The 20,081-nt window shown below is 67.0% G+C and carries 18 protein-coding genes and 1 pseudogene; 4 read left to right on the plus strand and 15 right to left on the minus strand.

Annotated elements, in window-relative coordinates; all coding sequences use genetic code 11:
* The 12 genes from AB0M46_RS05335 to AB0M46_RS05390 form a co-directional block, all read right to left on the minus strand.
* Nucleotides 1-1,399: condensation domain-containing protein (locus tag AB0M46_RS05335; RefSeq protein WP_363333069.1), on the minus strand; the 1,399-nt coding region annotated here is incomplete at its 3' end.
* Nucleotides 1,396-2,613 carry an insulinase family protein gene (locus AB0M46_RS05340; protein WP_363333070.1) on the minus strand — a complete coding sequence of 406 codons (1,218 nt, stop codon included), beginning with the start codon at nt 2,611-2,613 and terminating at the stop codon, nt 1,396-1,398. The genes AB0M46_RS05335 and AB0M46_RS05340, both read right to left, overlap by 4 nt.
* On the minus strand, nt 2,610-3,761 hold the full coding sequence (locus tag AB0M46_RS05345; RefSeq protein ID WP_363333071.1) for an insulinase family protein: 1,152 nt from the start codon (nt 3,759-3,761) through the stop codon (nt 2,610-2,612). The genes AB0M46_RS05340 and AB0M46_RS05345 overlap by 4 nt, the downstream gene beginning before the upstream one ends.
* Nucleotides 3,762-3,873: 112 nt before the next feature.
* Nucleotides 3,874-4,431 (minus strand): hypothetical protein, encoded by a 558-nt coding sequence (locus AB0M46_RS05350; RefSeq protein ID WP_363333072.1) that lies wholly within the window; start codon nt 4,429-4,431, stop codon nt 3,874-3,876.
* The gene (locus AB0M46_RS05355; RefSeq protein ID WP_363333073.1) at nt 4,428-5,141 is read right to left on the minus strand and encodes a hypothetical protein; all 714 of its coding nucleotides are present in this window, start codon (nt 5,139-5,141) and stop codon (nt 4,428-4,430) included. The genes AB0M46_RS05350 and AB0M46_RS05355 overlap by 4 nt, the downstream gene beginning before the upstream one ends.
* The gene (locus AB0M46_RS05360) at nt 5,138-5,842 is read right to left on the minus strand and encodes a hypothetical protein (protein ID WP_363333074.1); all 705 of its coding nucleotides are present in this window, start codon (nt 5,840-5,842) and stop codon (nt 5,138-5,140) included. The genes AB0M46_RS05355 and AB0M46_RS05360 overlap by 4 nt, the downstream gene beginning before the upstream one ends.
* The gene (locus tag AB0M46_RS05365; RefSeq protein WP_363333075.1) at nt 5,835-7,085 is read right to left on the minus strand and encodes a YcaO-like family protein; all 1,251 of its coding nucleotides are present in this window, start codon (nt 7,083-7,085) and stop codon (nt 5,835-5,837) included. The genes AB0M46_RS05360 and AB0M46_RS05365 overlap by 8 nt, the downstream gene beginning before the upstream one ends.
* On the minus strand, nt 7,082-7,762 hold the full coding sequence (locus AB0M46_RS05370; protein WP_363333076.1) for a TfuA-like protein: 681 nt from the start codon (nt 7,760-7,762) through the stop codon (nt 7,082-7,084). The genes AB0M46_RS05365 and AB0M46_RS05370 overlap by 4 nt, the downstream gene beginning before the upstream one ends.
* On the minus strand, nt 7,759-8,505 hold the full coding sequence (locus AB0M46_RS05375; RefSeq protein WP_363333077.1) for a phytanoyl-CoA dioxygenase family protein: 747 nt from the start codon (nt 8,503-8,505) through the stop codon (nt 7,759-7,761). The genes AB0M46_RS05370 and AB0M46_RS05375 overlap by 4 nt, the downstream gene beginning before the upstream one ends.
* A complete protein-coding gene (locus AB0M46_RS05380) occupies nt 8,486-9,214 on the minus strand; it encodes an SAM-dependent methyltransferase (RefSeq protein WP_363333078.1) in 729 nt (242 codons plus the stop codon). The genes AB0M46_RS05375 and AB0M46_RS05380 overlap by 20 nt, the downstream gene beginning before the upstream one ends.
* A 146-nt stretch (nt 9,215-9,360) precedes the next feature.
* The gene (locus tag AB0M46_RS05385; protein WP_363333079.1) at nt 9,361-9,639 is read right to left on the minus strand and encodes an Os1348 family NHLP clan protein; all 279 of its coding nucleotides are present in this window, start codon (nt 9,637-9,639) and stop codon (nt 9,361-9,363) included.
* Between the two features lie 1,259 nt (nt 9,640-10,898).
* Entirely contained in the window at nt 10,899-11,480 is a 582-nt protein-coding gene (locus AB0M46_RS05390; protein ID WP_363333080.1) for a GNAT family protein, read from the minus strand.
* A 14-nt stretch (nt 11,481-11,494) separates the two neighbouring features.
* On the opposite strand from AB0M46_RS05390, the gene AB0M46_RS05395 reads away from it, so the two are divergent.
* On the plus strand, nt 11,495-11,704 hold the full coding sequence (locus tag AB0M46_RS05395; protein WP_363333081.1) for a hypothetical protein: 210 nt from the start codon (nt 11,495-11,497) through the stop codon (nt 11,702-11,704).
* A 12-nt stretch (nt 11,705-11,716) separates the two neighbouring features.
* Here the strand turns inward: AB0M46_RS05395 and AB0M46_RS05400 are convergent, their stop codons facing one another.
* Complete coding sequence (locus tag AB0M46_RS05400) at nt 11,717-12,469, minus strand: class I SAM-dependent methyltransferase (RefSeq protein ID WP_363333082.1); 753 nt, start codon at nt 12,467-12,469, stop codon at nt 11,717-11,719.
* Between the two features lie 576 nt (nt 12,470-13,045).
* Here AB0M46_RS05400 and AB0M46_RS05405 point away from each other — a divergent pair.
* From AB0M46_RS05405 to AB0M46_RS05415, 3 genes are all read left to right on the plus strand, one after another.
* On the plus strand, nt 13,046-14,098 hold the full coding sequence (locus AB0M46_RS05405) for a phosphotransferase (RefSeq protein WP_363333083.1): 1,053 nt from the start codon (nt 13,046-13,048) through the stop codon (nt 14,096-14,098).
* A gap of 207 nt (nt 14,099-14,305) precedes the next feature.
* Nucleotides 14,306-15,295: an aminoglycoside phosphotransferase family protein gene (locus AB0M46_RS05410; RefSeq protein WP_363333084.1), complete on the plus strand. Its 990-nt coding sequence runs from the start codon at nt 14,306-14,308 to the stop codon at nt 15,293-15,295.
* Between the two features lie 277 nt (nt 15,296-15,572).
* Entirely contained in the window at nt 15,573-17,216 is a 1,644-nt protein-coding gene (locus tag AB0M46_RS05415) for a glutamate--tRNA ligase family protein (protein WP_363333085.1), read from the plus strand.
* Between the two features lie 559 nt (nt 17,217-17,775).
* Here AB0M46_RS05415 and AB0M46_RS05420 read toward each other — a convergent pair.
* Both AB0M46_RS05420 and proS read right to left on the minus strand, forming a co-directional pair.
* Nucleotides 17,776-18,428 (minus strand): annotated as a pseudogene (locus AB0M46_RS05420) (hypothetical protein).
* A 230-nt stretch (nt 18,429-18,658) separates the two neighbouring features.
* Entirely contained in the window at nt 18,659-20,080 is a 1,422-nt protein-coding gene (gene proS, locus AB0M46_RS05425) for a proline--tRNA ligase (protein ID WP_363333086.1), read from the minus strand.
* Between the last annotated feature and the right edge of the window lies 1 nt (nt 20,081).

The raw sequence follows: 20,081 nt of genomic DNA on the forward strand, positions 1-20,081 counted from the left end.
CAGTGTCGTTCACCCGCGCCAACAACCGCCGATCCGGCTCCCCCAACACCACCAAATCACCCACCGGCCGACCCACATCCACCGCCGCAGCTGCGGCTGCGGTGGCCAGGCCAGTCACCAAGCGGTCGACGTACCCATCGGGCACGGCCGAGTCGGTGTCGATCCGGCCTCTGAGCGCCGGGGTGACCTCGTCGACGGTGATCGTGAGGGCAAACTCGGCCGCTCGCTCCGGATCCGGCAGTTGCTCTACCCGTACGTTCGGCAGGTCGAGAGCGACCTTGGGTACGTTCTGGAAGGCAAGGAGCGCATCGAAGACGGGGTGGCCATCCCCTGCGTGTGTGCGCGGCGTCGCCCTCAGGATCCGGTCTGCCTCCATCGGTCGGTGGTCCAGGCCGTCGAAGTGGTCCGTCTCGACGGCGTTGACCAGGTCCTGGAAGGACTGCGAGTCGATGACGTGAACCGGCAGCGCAAGGGTGTCTGTGAACAGACCGATCGCATTCTCGTCGGCGAGGTCGCGAGCGGTGGCGGGATAGCCCAGGACAATCCGGTCGTGGTGGGTCAGCCGGCTCAGGACGAGCGCGAGAAGGGCAGCGACGACAACGAACTCGCTCGTCTCCAGCTGCTCGGCCAAGCCGTGCACCGCCGCCGAAGCGGCCTTAGTCAGCAGCAGGGGCCGGGACTTGGCCGATCCGGTCGCGAGCGATGCGTGCACCACTCCGGACCCTGAGCGATCCAGACGGAGGATGTTCGTCCAGTAGTGCCGGTTGCGTTCCCGCAGCTCGGGAGTGATGCCCTCGGCGTTGCGCGGCGCGAGGGGCTGATCGGCGGTCGCATTTATGGCCGGGGCCGAGCCCGTGGCACAGATCGTGCGGTACGCCCGGGAGACGTCGCGGAACAGGATGGAGGCCGACCAGCCGTCGAAGACGAGGTGATGGATGAGGATGAGCAGGTCCGCCTGCTGGGGACCGTATTGAAGGACGCCGACCCGGATCAGCGGAGGCCGGTCGAGCTGGAAGCCGGCGGCCATGGCGTCGGACATCCATCGCCGACTGACCTCGTCTGGGTCCTCGGCGTCCTCGGCTCCACTCGTCGGGAGAGGGGTGACCACGAAGGGACACCGGCAGGCGTCGGAGACCTGCCGTACCGGACCCTCGTCGGCCAGCCGGAATCCCGTTCGGAGTGACTGGTGACCGCGGACGACGTCATCGAACGCCTCGGCCAGCACTCGCAGGTCGATGGGGCCGATGAGCCGGAGCGCGATTGGGAGCACGTAGGCCCTGGCATCCACATGCGTCTGGGTGTGGAGCCAGATCCCGCGTTGCTCCGCCGACAGTGGTAGCGGCGGTCCGTGCGTCGCGTGGGGATCGAGTGCGCGCCGCGGGGTTGGCAACTGGCTCACCGGCGGTCACCCATTCGTTGATCGACGTCGACGAGAGAACGTCTGATGAAATCGCTCATCTCCGATATAGAAACAGAACGTATCTGTTCGACTACGCGCACGGCATCATCCGCGTGTACGCCGGCGGCGAGCGATTTGACCAGGTCGCTGGCCCATCCGGAGGGGCTGGCGTTGACGAGTAGCCGGGATGCGGCGACGGCCGCACGAGCTTGTTCCAGCATGCCAGGGGCTTGAATGTGTCGTACCAGTTCGGCGCCCGCGATGGTGCGCATCTCGGCGCCCGCCCGGTCGGCGTTGTGGGATGCCACGATGGCCTTGCACGTGAGGACCCGCCATAGACCCATGTCGTCGATCTGGCAGCGCACATCGTAGGACCAGCCGAGCTGCGTTCGGAGCCGATCGGTGAGTAGGCCGGTGCTGGGATCGCCGATCAGGTGCGCCGCGATGTCGGCGATGACTCGTTCGTGCTGGGGCTGATTGGGGACGGCCGTGGCCAGCCGGCAGGCGGACCGGTCGTCCCTGGTGGTCACGTGCCACACGCGCCGCGCGCATCCCCCGAGCTCATGTCCTGCCGACTCATGCTGGGTTTGCGCGATCAGGCCCGGTTCCGGGTGAGCGCGGTCCAGCAGGCTCGCCGCCAATTCCGCTACGGGCTGCGGATCGAGGTCACCAACGAGCACCAGCAACGGCCTCGTCGTCCGCAGTCGGTGCTGCGCTTCGGCAACGTCCTTCGCCGTTACGCTCGCCTGGATGGCGTCCTCGGTGTCGAACGGGCGCGAGTCCCCTAGCAAGATACGCAGGCACTCGCGGTCCGCCACGGTGTCCAGACCGTTGCGGCGGTGCAGCAGGTCCCTGGTGGTCCGGCGGCCGATGACCGCGGCCTGCTGGTCGCTGACGACGTTCTGGGTGAGCAGGGCGAGGATGGCTTGCAGCAGATCGCTCCAACCGTCGCGCCAGCAACTGGCCGCGATGCCGAAGCGATGGTCGTTGGCGTGGGCGGTGAGGTGGCTCGCCGCTAGGACGCCGGAGCGGGCGGACGAGGCGAGGTCCATGACCCTTTCCGCGAGCACACGATCGGCCGCGAGGCCCCGCTTGAGCCTGCCCGGGTGATCCCAGCGAATCCTCAGCTCGACCAGCGGCGAGGTGTGCGCCCTGACGGTGCACACCCGGTTACGCGGGGTCGCGGTCTGTGCCCAGGCCGCTGCGGGGCTCACGTCTCGCACCTCATGACAAGGCAGCCCGTTGCCTCCACGATCCGCGCCAGCGGGTCTGGGTCGTGGGCGGTGGCGCAGAGGACCGTCCATAGGTCCAGCCAGCAGGTGGCGCCGTCGAAAAGCGCCTCCATCGTGCCCAGCAGCCTGGCGCGTTCCATCGGGTGGTCGAATTTCCGGGTCAGGTCCAGCCGGTGCCGCGCGGCCAGGATGTCGAGATCGGGCTGTGACACGCGCTCGATCAAGCCGGGCAGCGCCTGTCGTAGCGCCATGGCCGATTCGGCAAGGCGATCCGAGCCGCCCCCGGTGAGCTCGACGGTCAGACAGAGACCGGTGCGCGACTCCCAGGGATTGTTGAACGTGTTCCACCACATTCGCGCACCGATACCTCGGTACGTGTCCCGTAGCCACGCGGCCACCGGACCGTCCGGAGCGAAGGCCGCTTGGCCGGTGAGGACGCGGCCGACGTGTGCGCGCAGGTCGTCGGCTGGATCGGGCAGGCGCCAGGCTAGCGCCACCGCGGTCGGCACTCCGGCGCGCCGGTACCGGACCTCCCGGTCTTGGACGAGGGGCCCGTTGACCGGCCACGGCTGGCGCGATGCGGGCTGTGCCGGGGCGCCCGCGAAGTATTCGGCGACGACATCGATGACCTCGTCGGGGCTGAAGTCCCCGACTACGCTCAGGACCGTGCGCGCCAGCGTGTAGTGGCGGCCGACGAAGGCGGTCACGGCGGCCGGGGTCTGGCGGTGCAGAGTTTGGGGGTCGCCGTAGCCGGTGCCGCCCTCGCCGACGGTGTCGTAGAGGTGCCGGGCCGCGAGGAACCGGGGAAAGAGCCCGTAGGGCCGGGCTTCGATAAGGTCCTGGTACTCACGTTCGATCAGCGCGGCCTCGATGTGCAATTCGTCGAGTTCGATGCTCAGGCCGGCCGGCCGCAGTACGCCAGCGTGGATCACGCCGGTGAGGGTGCCGCCGGGCGTGACCGCGCCGACGATGCTGTAGTCGCGCCGCGACTCAGCTACGACCTGCGCGCCGGTCCCGCCGCTGCGGGCCGCTCTCCGGGCAGTCCGCCCCATCAGATGCTCGACGAGGTGTGCCATTCCCGCGGTCTGTTCGTCCTCGTCGCGGAAACCTACCCGGTATGTCGTCGCCACGGCCGTGACTGGATGGGGTGCCCGTTCGGTGAGGACCGTCAGGCCGGAGGGCAGGATTAGTCTGGCCCGGCCAGGCCACGGGCAGGACGGGACTGCGGTGCGGAGCCGCTGTTCAGGCATGCCGGCTGATCGCGAGGTAGAAGTTGCAGACCACGCTCAGCCTGTGACCGGCGCGCAGGTCGCCGACGGCGTGCACCGTGTTGCCGGCGAACGCGACGAGATCGTCCTCGACGGGCTGCACCACAACCTGGTCCGGTCCCGTTCCGATGAGGATCTCACCGCCGTCGGTGTCGGACACCTGCGCGTAGTAGACGGCGGTGATCAACGGCGTGGTGCCGTCGCGGTTGTCGATGTGCGGTCGCTGGCTCGGGGGTTGATCGACCGAGCCGCGCATCCACACCGGAAACACCTGCGGGGTGAGCTGGTTCGGGTCGGGCAACCCGAACGCGTCGGCGGTGGCCGCGTAGCACGACGATGCCATGACCTCACGCAAGGTCGTCAGTTCGGCCGAGGTGTATCCAGAGCCGGGCATGAGCTGTTCGACTGCGCCGTTCCCGGTGTGCCCCAGCGTATCTGAGCGCGCCCGCTGGGCGTCCGTGGCTTGAAGGCTCTCGACCATGCGCGTCCGTCGAGTCGGGCCGAGCAGTGCCGGCTGTCGCAGGTAGTTCATCGCGCTCCTCGGTCAAGGTGGAGCTTGCCGTCGTCCAGAACGACCTGACCGCCGTTTAGGTAGGCGATGGTCAGCGCGGTGTGACGCTTCGCGTAGTCCAGCGGCGATTCGCCCTGCGCTTCCGCCTGTACCTTCAGCACCGCCGCGAAGTGGGACACGAAGGCCGCGGCGAACCCCCGCCGGGCCAGGAGGGACCGGGCCCTCATCGCGTCGGCGAGCATGGCCAGTGGTCCGTGCGGGCGCTTGGTAGGCAGGAGGGTGAGCACCAGCCCACGACACAGGTGCGTCGCGGCGGTGGCCGCCTCTGTCCACACCGCCTCGTCGGCCGACGGGATCGCCACGCAGTTCGTTAGCGTGTCGAGGTACTCGGTTGCCGCGGTCGCGGCGGGGAACTCCCACCGGTCGGCCTCGGCGTTCTCGGACAGATGCCGCTGCGCGTGGACCGACACCCGCAGGCACATCAGCCCGGCGCTGACCGGGCCGGTCGCCTCGACCTCCTGCGCAGCGGCCAGCTGGTCATCGCTGAGCAGCGCGCACAGCGCACGGTCAGCGCGGCACACCTCGCGCCGGTGGCGGGCGGGCGACTGGAGGATCCAGCGCGGTCCGTCAACGACATCCGGGCGGTTGGTGGGCGGGAACGCATATCTGCGCAGCGCATCCTCGAAGCCGAGCCTGGCTTCCAGGCCATACTCGTCCAGCATCGTGTTCATGGCGCTCCAGCGGGTGCTTTGGCCAGATCCTGGCTGGGCAGCGGCAGCTTGCTGAGCTGGAACTCGGACCTTGCCGACACCGGAAACACCCAGCAGAGTGGGTCGCCAGCGGCGAGCTCGATGATCTGTCCCGGCTGCGGAATCCGGACGATCGCATTAATGCTCGCCCAGGCGAGGTCTCCGTCGTGGTCCGGCCACAGCCGGTCCTTGCTGGGATACTCCAGCCCAGCCATGACCTCCACGTCGAGCCCGTCGACGAGCTGGGCGTTCGGCAACGGTCCTTGGTACAGGTACATGTCCCGCGGGAAGAAGAGCATCACGCCGGTCTGGATCTTCACGTACTCGGACCCGCTGATCCAGCTCGCGATGAAGCCCGTGTCGCCGATGGGCCACCGGTCGCCGCGGATCTCGGCAACGCCGTACGCGGCCAGCTCGTTTGTGAACAGCCGTTCGGTACGCCGATGCTCGGCGCGCTGCAGGACGACCCGGCCAGGGCACCTGATCATGAAACCGTACCGACTGATGACCCGAATGGGTCCGCAGTCGGCCGGGGTGACAGGACGGCCGAGTGCGGCGGCTCGCTGCAGGTCCTTCGGCGTGGGGGCCGGTCGCGTGCCGTAGTCGAGTCCGAGCTGGACCGGCGGCAGTGCACCGGCGTCACGGACGGCCGGATTCTCGAAGGCCCAGAACAGGTCAGCCATGGTTGACCTTCTTCGACAGGCGTGGGCCAAGCATGGCCTCGCCTCCGGTGCAGTGCCAAGTCTCGACACCGGGCACCAGCACACGGACTGCGGCGATCCCGTCCGGTGCTGCGAACTCGACCACGGCGACGTCGGCGAGGCCGGCGGACTCAAAGGCGTGCAGCACGTGCCCGAGCGGCTCTTCGGGAATGCGCATGAACTGCGCGGACGCGGTGTCGTACGACGTTGGCTCGCCGGGTGTCGCGAGCCAGTGATGGTTGAGCGTACGAGGCAGTCGACGCTTCTCGATGTCGTGCCGGTCCTCCCTGGCCCCTTGCAGGTCAGTTGCCCTGGTCTGAGCGAGTTCGAGCAGCGCGGCCAGGAGGGCTTCTTCCGGGTCACCCCGGACGCCGTACCCGGCGCAGCCGAGCACATGAGCTATCGATATCTGTTCCAGACACGCGGCTCCGAAGGCGGGAAGGTTGAAGTCGTTGGGTAGGGCCTTGACGACGACCTGCAGCCCGGCGGCGCTGAATCGGTCTACGAGTTCCCGCGCGGTAGGTGGGAGGGTTCGCAGATCGACCGTGACCGCGGACGACACGTCATCCCGGTACACGTTGGCCAGCCACCCGACGTCGATGCCGGTCTGCGCCCCGACTGCGGCGAGGAAGGACAGCCCTGCATGCGACGCGATCAGTTCGTAGTGCGAGACGATGTCGCGTTCGGCCACCTCGTACAGCGCATGAAGGATCGCCGCGTCGAGGTCCAAGGCCGCGCCGAGGCCGTTGCTCGTTCGCACCCGAAACGGCGACGCCGCGCGGACATGTGCGGGACGATGGCCGGTGAAGACCATGTCAGCAGGTAGCCAGACGCAGCCCGTTCCCGACACCAGTCGTCCGTTGACCCAAGGGATCGGGGCGGTCGCGGCCGTCCGGCGTTGGCCTTCGGTAAACCGGCTAGGTGCCCAGACCGGCCACGGCGACCGGTCGTCGAGCTCGGCTGCCGAGCACACCACTGTGTCCGCGGCCCACGGCCACAGCGCGCAGGTGCGCTCCAGGCACTCCATGATTGCGACGGCCCTCGCGTGTGGCTGGCTGCGTCCCTTTCCGCTGTAAACCCAGATCACGTCGGCCGTGCCAGGCTTCACGGCGCTGGCGGTAGGAATCCCGGTGCGATCGAGGCCAGTCGTATCGGCCAGCCGCGTGATGCCGAACTCCGCCAGCCTCGGTCGCAGCAAATCTTCCAGAGCGCTGATCTCCGTCATTGCTGGCCGACCTCCGCCAGCCCGGCGGCAAGCGGGCTGGCGTGCCGGGAACCGGCGAGCGCGCGGGCCGCATCGAGCGCTTTGACGTCGAACCTGGCCTCCATCAGCTGGTCGGCCGCCTCGGGTGCGATGCCGGCAGCCGAGGCAAGGCGTCGGGTCTCCGCCCCGGTGCGCTGCTCGAAATGCACGGCAGCCATCGCGGTCAGGAATCGGTCCGCCTGCTCAGCAGCGAGCACGCCCGCCTCCGTCAGGCACACCGCGGCGTACCGGAGGTTAATCAGGAAGAGCGTCACGGCTCGGCCTGTACGTGGGTCGAGCCGCGCAACCAGTTCGTCGTCGGCGGTGACCAGGCCCGACCCGTAGTTCTCGACCACCCATCCGACGCCCTCCATGCCGTGTTTGCGCAGTTCGACGGCACGCAACGCCCCGAGGCTGGCGGCGCCAACCACGCGAACGCGGCGCTGCATCAGCCGGTACACCTCGCTCGGAGACGGCGGATGGTCGTACACCATCACTCCATCGATCAGGAGTACCTCATCGAAGGCCGCCCTGTCGACGGCGTCGAGGTCGCCGCGGCGCGCTGGCGGCCGATACTCAGCCTCGGGCAGGATGCGCCTCGCTGCGGTCTCCGGCAACGATGGGCCGAGGAAGACGAGGGGCCGCGTGCCTTGGGTCATGGCCGCAAGCCGCTGCGCCGGAGCCGCTCACGGAAGGACGATCCGCGGTAGTTGAACGCGAAGACCCGCCGGGGCCGGTCATCGGTCATCGGCCCGCTGCGGTGCACCACGTATGAGTTGTGCACGAGGCAGCCGCCGACCGGAACGGGTGCCGGGACGAATGTATAGGCGAATGGGTCGACGAGTTCCGCACCGAAGTCGACAGTGGCCGACTGGCGGTGCGGCAGCAGAGACCCCTGGGCCGGGGCTGGCGAGCCGTACTCCAAAGTGCCCTGGCCGGTGGTCACCTCCTGTAGTGGGCACCAGAAGGTGATGGCGGGCTCATCGGCAAAGTGGTCCTGGTAGAACACCTGATCCTGGTGAGGTGGCGTGGGTTCGGCGCTCGCCCGGGGCTTTCCGAAGTACTCGGTGTGGATCGGCATGGCTGCTTTGTCGAGCAGAAACTCCGCCATGCCGCGCAGTTCGTCGGTACGCGCCAGGTCGAAGAGGAGTTCACTGCGGGCGTCGAGCCCGTTCATGACGAGGACCCCGCCGCCGTTGTCGGTGGCCGACTGCCGCCCGACGCCCGCCTGGACCGTCGCGAGCAGCCGCTCGCACTCGGTGGTCAACGCATCGAGCAGAGGACCGGGTAGTACGTCCGGGAGCATGGTCCACCCTTGGCTCCAGAGCTGATCGCGCGCGGACCGAAGCATGTCCTCCGGCGGAAGGACCGGAGCGAGAGTGTCAATGGGCGGGCGGGACATAGAGCGTTGGCCGCCTTTCCAGATCGATTTCGTCGGACACCAGGGCCGACAGAGGAAGATCGATGGTCTCTGTTGGCTCGACGAGGAACGCACCCGAGTGGACGATCTTCACCACGTGGTTCTCGCCATAGATCGGTGCAAGGAACTCGACCAACGGCTTGAGGGCGACACCCGTTGGCGTGGTGTTGACGACGAGCGGGTTGCACGTGGTCGCCAGTTGGAAGATGAGCAACGGCACGGCCGCGTTGGGCTGCCAACCATGGTTGAGCAGGCTGGTGCTGTCGTAGATCTGGACGCCATACCCATAGTCAATGCCGAGATCGCACAGCAACGTGTCGAACGAGCTGACCGCCGGCAGGACTGCGGTCACCAGTCCACGCTGCTTGGCCAGCGAGAGGGTGTACTCGGCCGCGCTGACGAGGAAGAGCGGGTGTCCGTGCACCAGGAAGGCGACGGGGCTGCGCCGCTCAGCCTCCTCGACTAGGAGGTTCGCTATGGCGGTGTAGACGTCCTGCCGCACGTCCTGGCCGTCGTAGAGGTGGGCCAGATCGCGAACGTCGGCGCACTGCTGCCGGACGTAGTCGAGCACCATGCCATCCGGATGCAGCACATGGACCGACGTGCAGGTCCGGAGTGCCTGAACCGTCTCGTTGGTGAAATGGAGACTTCCCCGGATGCCAGAACCGAGAAGATAGATGTCTGTGGTCAACCTTGGTCTCCCCGCCTACTCGGATGGTGTGGAGCTGGGGATGCCAGGCGGCGCCGACCAGCGCTTTCCGAGAGCGTTCACACGCGCTCGGACTCCGTCGCCGGTCACCGCCTGGCGTCCATCAATCAGCCGGTCTGGCGCAGTCGTCAGACCGGGTCGATGTCGTCGGGCACCGTGAGCTTGTTGCCGTTGTCGAGAACGAAGGACCGGAAGCTGCGCACGTCCACGCCCCACTCCTCCAACGCCACCCGACGCATCGAGGCGAGGACCTGGGCCTCTTCCTCGGTGAGATCGGTGTCCTTGAGTGCCTCCGTGGGGTTCTGCAGCAGCAGCTCACGGAACTCGATGTCCTCCGAGGCGCGACGCAGCACCGCCTCGACGCGCTCCTTGCCGTCCGCCGCAAGTGGCTGGACTTCGATCGGCATCTTGCCTCCCTACGATCAACGGGACCATGAACCTGACTTCGCACCCGCAAGGGCAAGGCTCCGCCAGCCATCGACTTGGCTGACTTCCCGACTCCTTCAGGTATGACTGCCGCCCGGTGCTACCAGAGGGCGCTCCGCCGATGCCTCGGTGACCCGACCCGGAGCGCTCAGAACTACATCGAGCGACATAACCATTGACTCGCATTCATCTCCGGGTAGCTATAGACGCCATGCGGACGACAGCCTTGTCCGCATGGCGTGCTCACCCAATGAGCACAAATGGCGCGAACCTGGCGCAGTGAGGCTGCCCGCGAACACCCCAGAATGCCGTGGACGAAGGGCTCCTCGAAGGGTTAGAACGGCGTGCCCGGGGCAACGGTGAAGACGTGACGCTCAGCGTCCGCGCACTCGTCGGCGGTTGTCTGGCGATGTGCAATCAGAGCCGCACCCTGCGCAGCCCCACGTCCGGGTCGACGATGTTAGGACTCCCCATGGCCCGGCTTCTCGTCCCCGCCCCATGACCTTGTACCCGCTGCCGGGCAGACGATCCGAATTGCGCTCGGAAGGCGGAACGCCCTGCCTCGGCGGCGTTGACAAAACCCACTCCGTCGCGCCACCGATGCGTGGATGCGGACACTAGCGGTGTCCGCATCGGCCTGGACGTCTTCCCTCAATTGCCGGATGGAAAGCGATGATCAAGCGGTGCGGGCTGCCAGCCCGACGCGGATGTGACTCGCGGTTGCGCCCGGTTGGCGGTCTCTGGGTTCCACCGCGCACCGCGGCGACGCAGGCCCTGGTCGCCGTGATCAAGACAGGCAGGAGACTGAGGACGAGAGAGGCGAACGGAGCAGGGCTGACCGTCAGCTGCCTGGTCCGGCAAGACGCCACCGTCTCCCACTCCGACAACGAACTGGACCTCGTGGCAGTCGTGGCACGATCCTATTGGCAAACAGCACCAAGGTCTGGAAGTCCGAAAAGCCGTTCCTGCTCCGGCATTTCACCCGGCTGAGTTGGTCTTGGGCGCCCGCTCACCAGGTTATCCGTGACAATGAGCGCCCCACCCTACTCGAACATCTCGACCGCGACGATTCGGTACTGCGTACGGTCCGCAGTCTTCGACGACGCGGAGCGAACCGCTGCCGCCCACTCCAGCAGAGTGCTCTGTTCGCCGCGTCATACGCGCCGGCGAATCCAACCGGCTCTGGCGCGTTGAGCTTAGCCGATGTCCTGATCGTTCGCCGTGCCACGGCAGGGTGGTGTCAGGACCCCCTCGGCAACTGCAATTCGTCGGCGAGAATGGCGTAGAGGTCAGAGTCGCGCCAGCCGTCGCGTATACGTTCGGTGCCCCGCATCCGACCCTCGTAGGTCATGCCGATCTTCTGCAACACGCGACTGGACGCGACGTTGCGCGGGTCGCAGGTAGCAAAGATGCGGTGCCGTCCCCGGTCGGCGAAACCGATGCGTAGCAGTTCCCAGGCCGTGGTCGTAGCCACGCCACGGCCCCAGAGCCGTGGATGCACGATGTAGGCGATCTCGGCCGTCGATGGCCCGCGAAGGTGGAGGTCGGCGCTGCCGGCGACGAGTCCATCCACCTCGATCGCGTAGCTGAACCGGGTCTGTGGCCGTACCGTCCAACTGTCGGCCGCGGCGGCGACGAACGCTGCCGTCTGCTCCCACGAGTTCGGTCCCCACGACTGATACCGGCACGCCTGTTCACGCCGCGCCCAGTCGTGGACCGCATCGGTGTCAGCGACGGCCAACGGCCGCAGATAGACCGATACTCGGCCGGCTCCCGCATCGTTGGTCTCAGTGTGATCACTGGACGAGCCGTTGCGGGTCAAGAGTTTTCCGGATTGTGCGCGGCCTCGTGGGCGGCGATCCGTTCACGCAGGACGACGAGCCGGGCAGCGGACTGACGCGATCGAAGCCCTTCGACCCGAAGGGCTTCACGCTGATCCGGCTCGAAGACGCGACGGCCAGCATGCCCCAGGAGAACCAAATTGAGACCAAGAACTGCTGCACACCTACACATGCCGGACCACCATTTGCTGTGCGCCGGCCATAGATAACACCGGCTTCACACGTCTTCCACTTCGTAGACGGAGACATGGCGCGAGCTTGCTGAATCGAAAACCTGTCGGCCCCAATCGTTGACACGCTCCACAAGACGAAGATGATGGAGGCGGCACATTAGGTCAAGTTCGGAAGGCCATATGTATCGTATTAGCATCGGGTACAGTTTAGTCCCGTTCGGTGCAAGCACGACGCGTTGGGAGAAAAGCGTCTGACCTACGGGGTCATGTCGGTTGAAATCCAAGCGGACTTGGTCGGCAGTCATCTCACCGAGTTGGATGCGCTCGGCTTGCTGGAAGTGCGCTGGATTCGGGACGAATGCCTGAACCACGAGCCTGCCATGGCTACGAAGTCGATCACGAACGTTCCCGAGACACCTGACTTGTTCTTCCTGCCTTGTCAGGAAGAACAAGGTGTTGAATACGATGTAGATCAGGTCGAACTGCCCAGGTGCCGCTACGTCGACGAAGTTCCCGATGGTGACGGGCAGGGCGGCACCGCCAGGCTTCGCGCGCAGCTTGGCTACCATCAGTTCGGACGCTTCGACTCCATGCACCTCGATGCCACGGCGAGATAGGGGTAACGCAACCCGGCCCGTGCCGATGCCGAGCTCTAACGCACGTCCGCCGTTAGCCTGCGCGGCGAGGAACACGGCGGCTGCGTCCGCCTCATGCTGGTCGTACGAGCCGACCGCGAACCAATCGTCGTACACGTCCGCAACGACGTCGCCGTAAGCACCCACACGGAGGTCCTCCATGTCGGCGAGCATCGCACGGCGGGCTTGTCGCCCCAACAAAATATCCTCTCGCCGTGACGGCCATGCAGACAGAGCATCGCCTTGGCCGACCTACCACACCTGCACGTCGGCTGACCATATGACATGTCTGCTGGCAGATCGGCTTCTGCCAGTTGAGCGGGTCCGCTGCTACGGATCTACGGTATCGAGGACTTGCTCGGGTCAGGAAGGTCAGGCCAGACGATGTCGGCGCCGGCGTCTCGCAGGGCGTCTTCGCTGTCTTTCCGGATGTGACGGCGACCGCGCCGTCACCGACGGCCGTCGTCACGTCAGCCGGCGCGGACGGACCCGCTCGCTGGCTTGCGCCCGCCGGGACCGGCCTCGGTGCCATACTGCTGGCCGCCGAGACCATGTTGACCACACCCGGCCCAGGCGGCGATCCCCGCGCTCGCCGGCCAATGAGTGACTCCGTCCGCAGGTGGGAAGGATCGGACGCACCTGTCAGGCGCTCTGCAAGGAGCTGCTCCACAACGCATCGTCCGGACCGGCGACAACCGGCGGCGGAACACCCCAACACCTGATCGGAGGGTAGCGGCGATGACCGTGCCCACCACCGAAGCCTCTTCGATGATCGCCGACGTCCTCGCGCACCGCTACGCGTTCGTGCCCGAACGCCTGGTGCAGCTACCGATCGGGCAGGGCACGATCAACTATCGGGCGACGTGCGCGGACCGCGACGTGTTCGTCAAGCACTATCCCCCCGATGCCGACATCGCCCGTGAAGCCGACGCCATCACCCTGTCGGCCCTCGCCGGCCTCGGCGGCGTGCCAGTCGCCGGCCTGCTCCGCAACCGCGACGACCAACCCATCGACACGAGCACGGCGTACGCCGTCTCGGTGTGGGAGTGGATGCCCGGAACAGTCGTCACCGCACAACCCACCCACGAACAGTCGCGGAATGCGGGTTCGGCCCTCGGCCGCATCCACACCATCTTCGCCTCCCTACCCGCCAGCACCGGGCCGTCGCCGCAGGCACAGGCATGGCTCGCCGTCGACCCAGCGGACCTGACCGCGACCGTCGACCGCCTCACCGCCATCATCGACACGCGCATCGCAGCCGGAACCGCCGATACCTTCGACCTCGACGCCGCCGCCACGCTCGCCGAACGGCGGGATTGCATCGGCGAGATTCCACAGCTCGTGGCCGAGCTGCCCGAGCTCACCACACAGGTGCTGCATGGTGACTACAGCCCCGTAAACCTGCTCTTCGATGGCGCCGAGCTCACCGCCGTCATCGACTTCCGGCCGCCGGACCCATTCTTCACCGCCTACGAGATCGGCCGCATGGCCTTCTACCCCAACGTGGTCGCCACCACAACGGACTGGCTTTCCACCGCACGCGCCCTGCTCAAGGGATACCTGCAGGCAAACCCCACGGTCGCCGCCGACGACATCCGCGCAAGCGCCCAGGTCGCGTTGCTGCAACTCCTCACCAGCCTGTACGGGGTCAAACAGCACTACCTCAAGCCAGGCCTGTTCCAGGACGCCGTCGACGAGTTCTGGCTCCTTCGCCACCGCACCGCACGCGTCCTGCTGGACCACAAAGCTGACACCGCCGCGCTCCTGCACGACCTCACCGCACACCGCTGACGACACGCATCTCGCCCGAGAGGTGACACCAGCACCGCGGCCTATCCTGATAAAGATCATCGCCGAGGTTGTGCACCTACCCGCCGAGCCTGACGCATCGCCACCCGGCAGAGCACGCCTCTGCTCGCTGTCACGCCGCGCCGACCGGTAGCCCAAGTACGAGCAGGAACGACGCGTCCAGACCCCCGGAGTGATGGGAAACTGCGTATGGAGTTCCGCCCGATCTCGCGTCTCGCAGGTGCGTTCCAGGAGACCGTGACTGCTGACGATCTCACAGCGATCTGTGCTCGAGTGTTCGGCCTGAAGTCGCGTCCACTCACGGCGACCGAGTTGGGTACCGGCCAATACAACACCACCTACCGTGTTCAGCTCGATGGGCACGCAGACCCCGTGGTTGTTCGGGTAGCGCCGGAGCCTGGGAAGCAGTTCCGTAGCGAGTGGCAGTTGATGCGCAACGAGTATGCGAGCCTGCCGTGGCTGGCGCCGTTGGCGCCGCTGATGCCCAGCGTGATCGCCGCGGACTGGTCGCACGAACTGATCGGCCGGGACTACCTCGTGCAAACGTTTCTGCCAGGTGTGCCAGCGCCGGATCATCTGAGCAACTACCCGCGACCGGCCTGGGCCGGCTTCTTCCAGCAGTTGGGGGAGATCGCCCGTGCAGTCCACGGCATCCGCGGGCCGCATTTCGGTCCCGTCAATGGACCAGGTGCTCCGACGTGGAGCACGGCGCTTGTCGCGGGCTTCGACGACATCGCCGCCGATGTCGAGGCGGCCGGGCTCGACGCCGCAGATCTGCGCAAGGTTTCGGCGGTCGTCGTTGCACGCAGGTCGGTGTTCGACGAGGTGGAGCAGGCACGGATGCTGGCCGGTGATCTGTGGACGGTGAACGTGATGCTCGACCGGGACGCGCCGGTGCCGACGATCACGGGTGTGCTGGACCTGGATCGCACCTGGTGGGGTGATCCGGCGGCGGACTGGACCATCCGGATGGCCTCGGCGAAGCCTGGCACGGAGCGGGATGCGTTCTGGGACAGCTACGGGTCGTTGGACCGCTCGATCGCCGCCCAGCTGCGCGCACGCGTGTATGAGGCTCGCCATCTTGGTGCGGTGCGGCTGGAGCGGCATCGGCTCGGCAACATCGAGGGCGTCGAGTCGACCTATCGTGACCTGGAAGCGCTCCTTGCCGACCTTTCCTGATGATCGGGACCGGGCACGCAGTGAATGCGCTTCGGCACGCAGTGGAGAGGCGGCTGGTGCATCGTTGTTCGCGGCGTTTCACCAGACAGGGTTCGTCGCCGATGCGGTAGCGTTCCGGAAAGCTGCTCGCCGAGTGTGCATGGGCCTGGTCAGGTGAGGCGTCCATGCCGATGGTGAGGGACACGCCGGATGGCAACTTGGGTGCGGTTCCTGCGGCGTAACTGCGGCGGCCCGTGTAACGGCTTGTAGATGCCACTGCGATGAAGGAGTCTCCCAGATGCTCGATCGGTCCACGATCGATGGACTGTTTCCTGCGAGTCTTCCCGAGCCGGACGTCTGGCAGGAGCGTTACCCCGATCGAGTCCTGGCCCCGGGTGCGAAGGTCACCCGGTTCAGTCCCAGCCCAACGGGTCACTTGCATATCGGTGGCGTGTACGCCGCGATGATCGACAAGGATGTTGCCCTGCACTCGGGCGGTACCTACTTCGTCAGGGTCGAGGACACCGACCAGAGCCGCGAGATCGACGGCGCCAAAGAACAGTTCTGGCGCGCATTCGAATACTTCGGGATCGAGCCGCTCGAAGACGACACGAACGGCGTCTACGGACCCTACCTGCAGTCGGCACGCGCTGACATCTACCTCACGTACGTCCGGCAGCTACTTCGTGAAGGCAAGGCCTACCTCTGTTTCGCCAGCCGCGAGGAACTCGCCGCAGCGACAGCAGCGCAGCAGGCCGCCAAGGTGCCGACCGGGTACTACGGGGCCTGGGCACTGTGGCGAGATGCGTCGCCGGTGGCCGTCGCCGACGCGCTCGCCGAAGGCCGGCCCTACGTCGTTCGCTTCCGCTCGCCAGGCGTTGCCGGGAATCGGGTGCAGTACGTAGACGCGATCCGCGGCCGCATCGAGATGGAAGACAACTACAACGACGTCGTCATCCTCAAGAGTTCGAACCAGCCGCTGCGGCTCCCCACCTACCACTTCGCGCATGCTGTCGACGATCACCTGATGCGGGTCAACCTGGTGCTGCGGGCCGAAGAGTGGATCCCCTCGGTGGCGTTGCACCTGCAACTGTTCGCCGCCCTCGGGTTCCCGACAATCGAGTACGCCCACATCGCCCAACTGCTGAAGAAGGAAGGCTCCAGCAAGCGGAAGCTCTCCAAGCGCAAGGACCCCGAGGCCTCGGTCGACTTCTACGTCGAGTCGGGCTTTCCGGTCCCGGCGGTCCTGTACTACCTCCGCGGTCTGGCGAACGGCCGGCTCGCCACCCTGCCACTGACGGAGGCGCTGGCCGCGCCCATTCTGCTGTCCGAATGCGGGTCGTCCGGTGCGCTCGCCGACCTGGTCAAACTCGAGGACATCTGCGCCGACCACGTCGCGACCATGCCGTCCGACGAGATCTACCGGGAGGTGCTGCAGTGGGCAGCGACCCACGACCCGGAACTCTGGCGCGTCATGGCCGACAACCAGGACGTCGCACTCCGCGCGCTCAAGATCGAACGGGAGGGCGTGCCCAATCCGCGTAAGGACCTCAAGAAGTGGTCAGACTTCCGGCCGATCTACGGCTACTTCTTCCACGAGCTCTTTCCGCTGGTGCACGACCTGACCGGGACACCGATGGCGGGCATCGACAGGGCCGTGATGAGCAGTCTCGCAAGCGATTTCGCCCGCTCGTACACGGATCTCAGCGACCCGCAGGAGTGGTTCGACCAGATACGCGCACTGGCACAACGGCACGAGTTCGCCGCAACCCCGAAAGAGCACAAGGCCGCTCCGGAGCAGTACCACGGCTCCGTCCGCGAAGTCGCCCAGATCGTCCGCGTCGCGCTGACCGGATCGACACGGAGCCCGGACCTCCACGCGGTCGCCGCCTCTCTCGGAGAGGCAGAAGTGATCCGACGCATGTCCGCCCTGACGGCGTAGAGATCTGCCAGGCTCGCGACGGACCTGAAGGATGGTGTGGCCGGACCACGTGTTCGTCGCCCGTCTACCAGCGCGGACGGCTCGGCCCCGGGCCGGTGGCGGTGATGGTTGGCGAGGACGAAACCACCTCGACCTCCTCGCCCGCGTCCGCTCCTGCTGGATGCCCCGAGACGTCCGGCACCACGTCATGACACCCGGCACCAGTATCCGCCGCACCATCCGTGCTGGGGCGGCTGGCCGAGCGGCCTGGCCATTGATCGGATTGTCGCCGAAGCACCGCCTGCGCAGCACCTGCAGCTCGTCGTCAGCCGCAGCGAGCGACCGGAACGGCCTCGGCCGGCGCCCGCGCCATATCAGCACTTCCCTCAGCTCGTTGCCCTCGGCTGCCAGTTCGGGCGCCGACCTCGAAGACGGAGTGGCTTCGGCGTACGCGGCAGCAGGAATCTGGACGGGGTCGGGGCCAGGTGCGGCGGATGGGCCATCACGGGCGAACGCGGTGATTTTCCGGGACGGCCGGTGCGGCGGGGCCAGGCCGGCAGACGCGACTTCAGCTCGTGTGTCAGCGGTCCTGGGCAGCCGTCGATGTCGACTCGGTGTGCTCGGCATCGGTGAAGAGGAGGGTGGGTTCGGCGAGGATGTCGCGGCCGGTTTCGCTTTTGTAGATCTCGTCGAACGGGGCCAGCCACTCGCTGTTGAAGCGGAAGTCGGCGTGGTCGAAGTCGAAGAACGGCGTGACCTGCTGACGGTAGGTCTTCATGTTGGCCGCGATGTCGTCATCGGTCAGCGGTGGCCGGTCAGCGACGCGGCCGGACGGGTCGCCGATCTTGGCCGTGATGTCCCGACGATGGGCACCACCCGGTGACCCATGCGCTGGAACCGGCTCGCGATGACCATCGGCACGGCGTGCCCGACATGGACGTCAGCGGCGGTCTGATCGATGCCGAACTTGACGATGACCTGCCGGCCTTCCCGCCCGGCCGAGGCCAGCAGTTCGGCGAGCTGGCCGATGGACGGCAGCAACTCCTGAGAACGCGCGCCGATCAGCGCGGCCTGCTCGGCGGGCGGCAGGTCAGACAGGTCCATCGCCCTGCGCTGGCGCAGCAACTCCAGGATGCCGGTCAGTTCAGGTCCTTCACGCAGGTCCAGAGCAGCACGAAGGATGCTCATCAGCGCGGTGTGGGATGCGCCGAGGCGGGTGTCGGTTGCGGGCATCGCGGATAGCCGTCCTCTTCAACGTTTGGGCATCGTCGGCCGTGGCAGCGCTCAGGTAGACAACCTTGATGGCGTGGATGCGGTTCGACGTCGTGTCCGGCATCCGCTACCGCGGTCGCGTCGACCCGGATGAGCGCAGACGCAATGGCCACCGAGCAGACGCGGACCTCAGGGGAGAAGGTCCCGTCAGTTCACCTGGATTCGGAACCTGTGGTGCGACTCGTCCTGCATCAATAGCTCCGGCCGACCACCGCGACAACGTCGACGGCGTCAGGGTCCGGTGGTACGGCACCCTCTGCGGTCTGCAGGCAGCGCACGCTGATGGCGTCCTCGGCCAGAGCATGCTCGCCCTGCACGCCGAGGATCCTCCACGGGATCCTGGCGAATCCCGTGCGGGCGGCCTCCCGCGCTTCCTGCAGCGACTCGGTGTCGACCATGCGCGACGTCAACCGCCGGACGGCGTTGCCGTGCAGCTCCTGCTGGACGGTGTCGAGCAGCTGTACGACGGTCGTCGCTACCTGCCCGGCCGGCACCGGAGTTTTCGCGCGGGTGTCCCGGCGGATCACGCTGACCTCGCCGTTGGCGAGATCGCGTGGGCCGATCTCGATCCTCAGCGGAACGCCTTTGAGCTCCCAGTCCGTCACCCGCCGGCCGAACCCCTGATCGGTCCGCAGGTCCACCCGCGCCCGTACGCCGGCACCGGTCAGGTCGACCGTCAGCCGGCGCACGGCGTCCAGGACCTGCTCGTCGTCCTTGACCGCCAGCACAACCACCTGGATCGGCGCCAACCTCGGCGGGACGACGAGCCCGTGATCGTCGCCGTGCCCCATGATCAGTCCGCCGATGATCCGGGTGCTGCTGCCCCACGAGGTCGTCCAGCAGTGCTGCCGCTGCCCGGCCGCGTCGGTGTAGGTGATGTCGAACGCCTTTGCGAAGTTCTGCCCCAGCTCGTGGCTCGTCGCCATCTGCAGCGCCTTACCGTCGCCCATCATGGCCTCACAGGACATGGTGTTGACGGCGCCGGCGAACCGCTCCCGCGCGGTCTTCACACCGACCAGGATCGGCAGGCCGAGGACGTTCTGCAGGAAGTCCCGGTACACCTCGAGATGGATGCGCAGCGCATACGCCGCCGCGTCCTCGGCCGTGGCGTGCGCGGTGTGCCCCTCCTGCCACAGGAACTCCGTCGTACGCAGGAACAGCCTCGGCCGCAGCTCCCACCTGACCACATTCGCCCACTGGTTCAGCAGCAATGGCAGGTCCCGGTGACTCTGGACCCACTTCGACATGAGCTCGCCGAACACCGTCTCGCTCGTCGGGCGGACGACGAGCGGCTCGGGCAGCGCCTTCCCGCCCGCGAGCGTCACCACGGCGAGCTCCGGGCTGAACCCCTCCACGTGCTCGGCCTCACGCTTCAGGTAACTCTCCGGGATGAACAGCGGCAGGTACACGTTCTCCGCACCGGTGAGCTTGATCCGTGTGTCAATCTCCGCCTGGACCCGCTCCCAGAGCGAGTAACCGAACGGACGGATCACCATCGTCCCCCGCACGGGGCCGTTGTCGGCAAGTTCTGCCTTGTCCAGCACCTCCTGGTACCAGCGCGGAAAGTCGGCATCCTGGGACGTGAGGACCGAGCCTCGACGAGCTGTGGCCATG

The sequence above is a fragment of the Dactylosporangium sp. NPDC051485 genome, assembly GCF_040682015.1.
In the GTDB taxonomy this organism is placed as follows: Bacteria; Actinomycetota; Actinomycetes; order Mycobacteriales; family Micromonosporaceae; genus Dactylosporangium.

What these genes read in the sequence shown, in the direction of transcription:
- AB0M46_RS05350 (WP_363333072.1), bottom strand. Translation starts at nt 4,431, where the DNA reads ATGAACTACCTGCGACAGCCGGCACTGCTCGGCCCGACTCGACGGACG.
- AB0M46_RS05375 (WP_363333077.1), bottom strand. Translation starts at nt 8,505, where the DNA reads ATGTCCCGCCCGCCCATTGACACTCTCGCTCCGGTCCTTCCGCCGGAG.
- AB0M46_RS05385 (WP_363333079.1), bottom strand. Translation starts at nt 9,639, where the DNA reads ATGCCGATCGAAGTCCAGCCACTTGCGGCGGACGGCAAGGAGCGCGTC.
- AB0M46_RS05400 (WP_363333082.1), bottom strand. Translation starts at nt 12,469, where the DNA reads ATGGAGGACCTCCGTGTGGGTGCTTACGGCGACGTCGTTGCGGACGTG.
- AB0M46_RS05370 (WP_363333076.1), bottom strand. Translation starts at nt 7,762, where the DNA reads ATGACCCAAGGCACGCGGCCCCTCGTCTTCCTCGGCCCATCGTTGCCG.
- AB0M46_RS05415 (WP_363333085.1), top strand. Translation starts at nt 15,573, where the DNA reads ATGCTCGATCGGTCCACGATCGATGGACTGTTTCCTGCGAGTCTTCCC.
- AB0M46_RS05360 (WP_363333074.1), bottom strand. Translation starts at nt 5,842, where the DNA reads ATGGCTGACCTGTTCTGGGCCTTCGAGAATCCGGCCGTCCGTGACGCC.
- AB0M46_RS05365 (WP_363333075.1), bottom strand. Translation starts at nt 7,085, where the DNA reads ATGACGGAGATCAGCGCTCTGGAAGATTTGCTGCGACCGAGGCTGGCG.
- AB0M46_RS05405 (WP_363333083.1), top strand. Translation starts at nt 13,046, where the DNA reads ATGACCGTGCCCACCACCGAAGCCTCTTCGATGATCGCCGACGTCCTC.
- AB0M46_RS05355 (WP_363333073.1), bottom strand. Translation starts at nt 5,141, where the DNA reads ATGAACACGATGCTGGACGAGTATGGCCTGGAAGCCAGGCTCGGCTTC.
- proS (WP_363333086.1), bottom strand. Translation starts at nt 20,080, where the DNA reads ATGGCCACAGCTCGTCGAGGCTCGGTCCTCACGTCCCAGGATGCCGAC.
- AB0M46_RS05410 (WP_363333084.1), top strand. Translation starts at nt 14,306, where the DNA reads ATGGAGTTCCGCCCGATCTCGCGTCTCGCAGGTGCGTTCCAGGAGACC.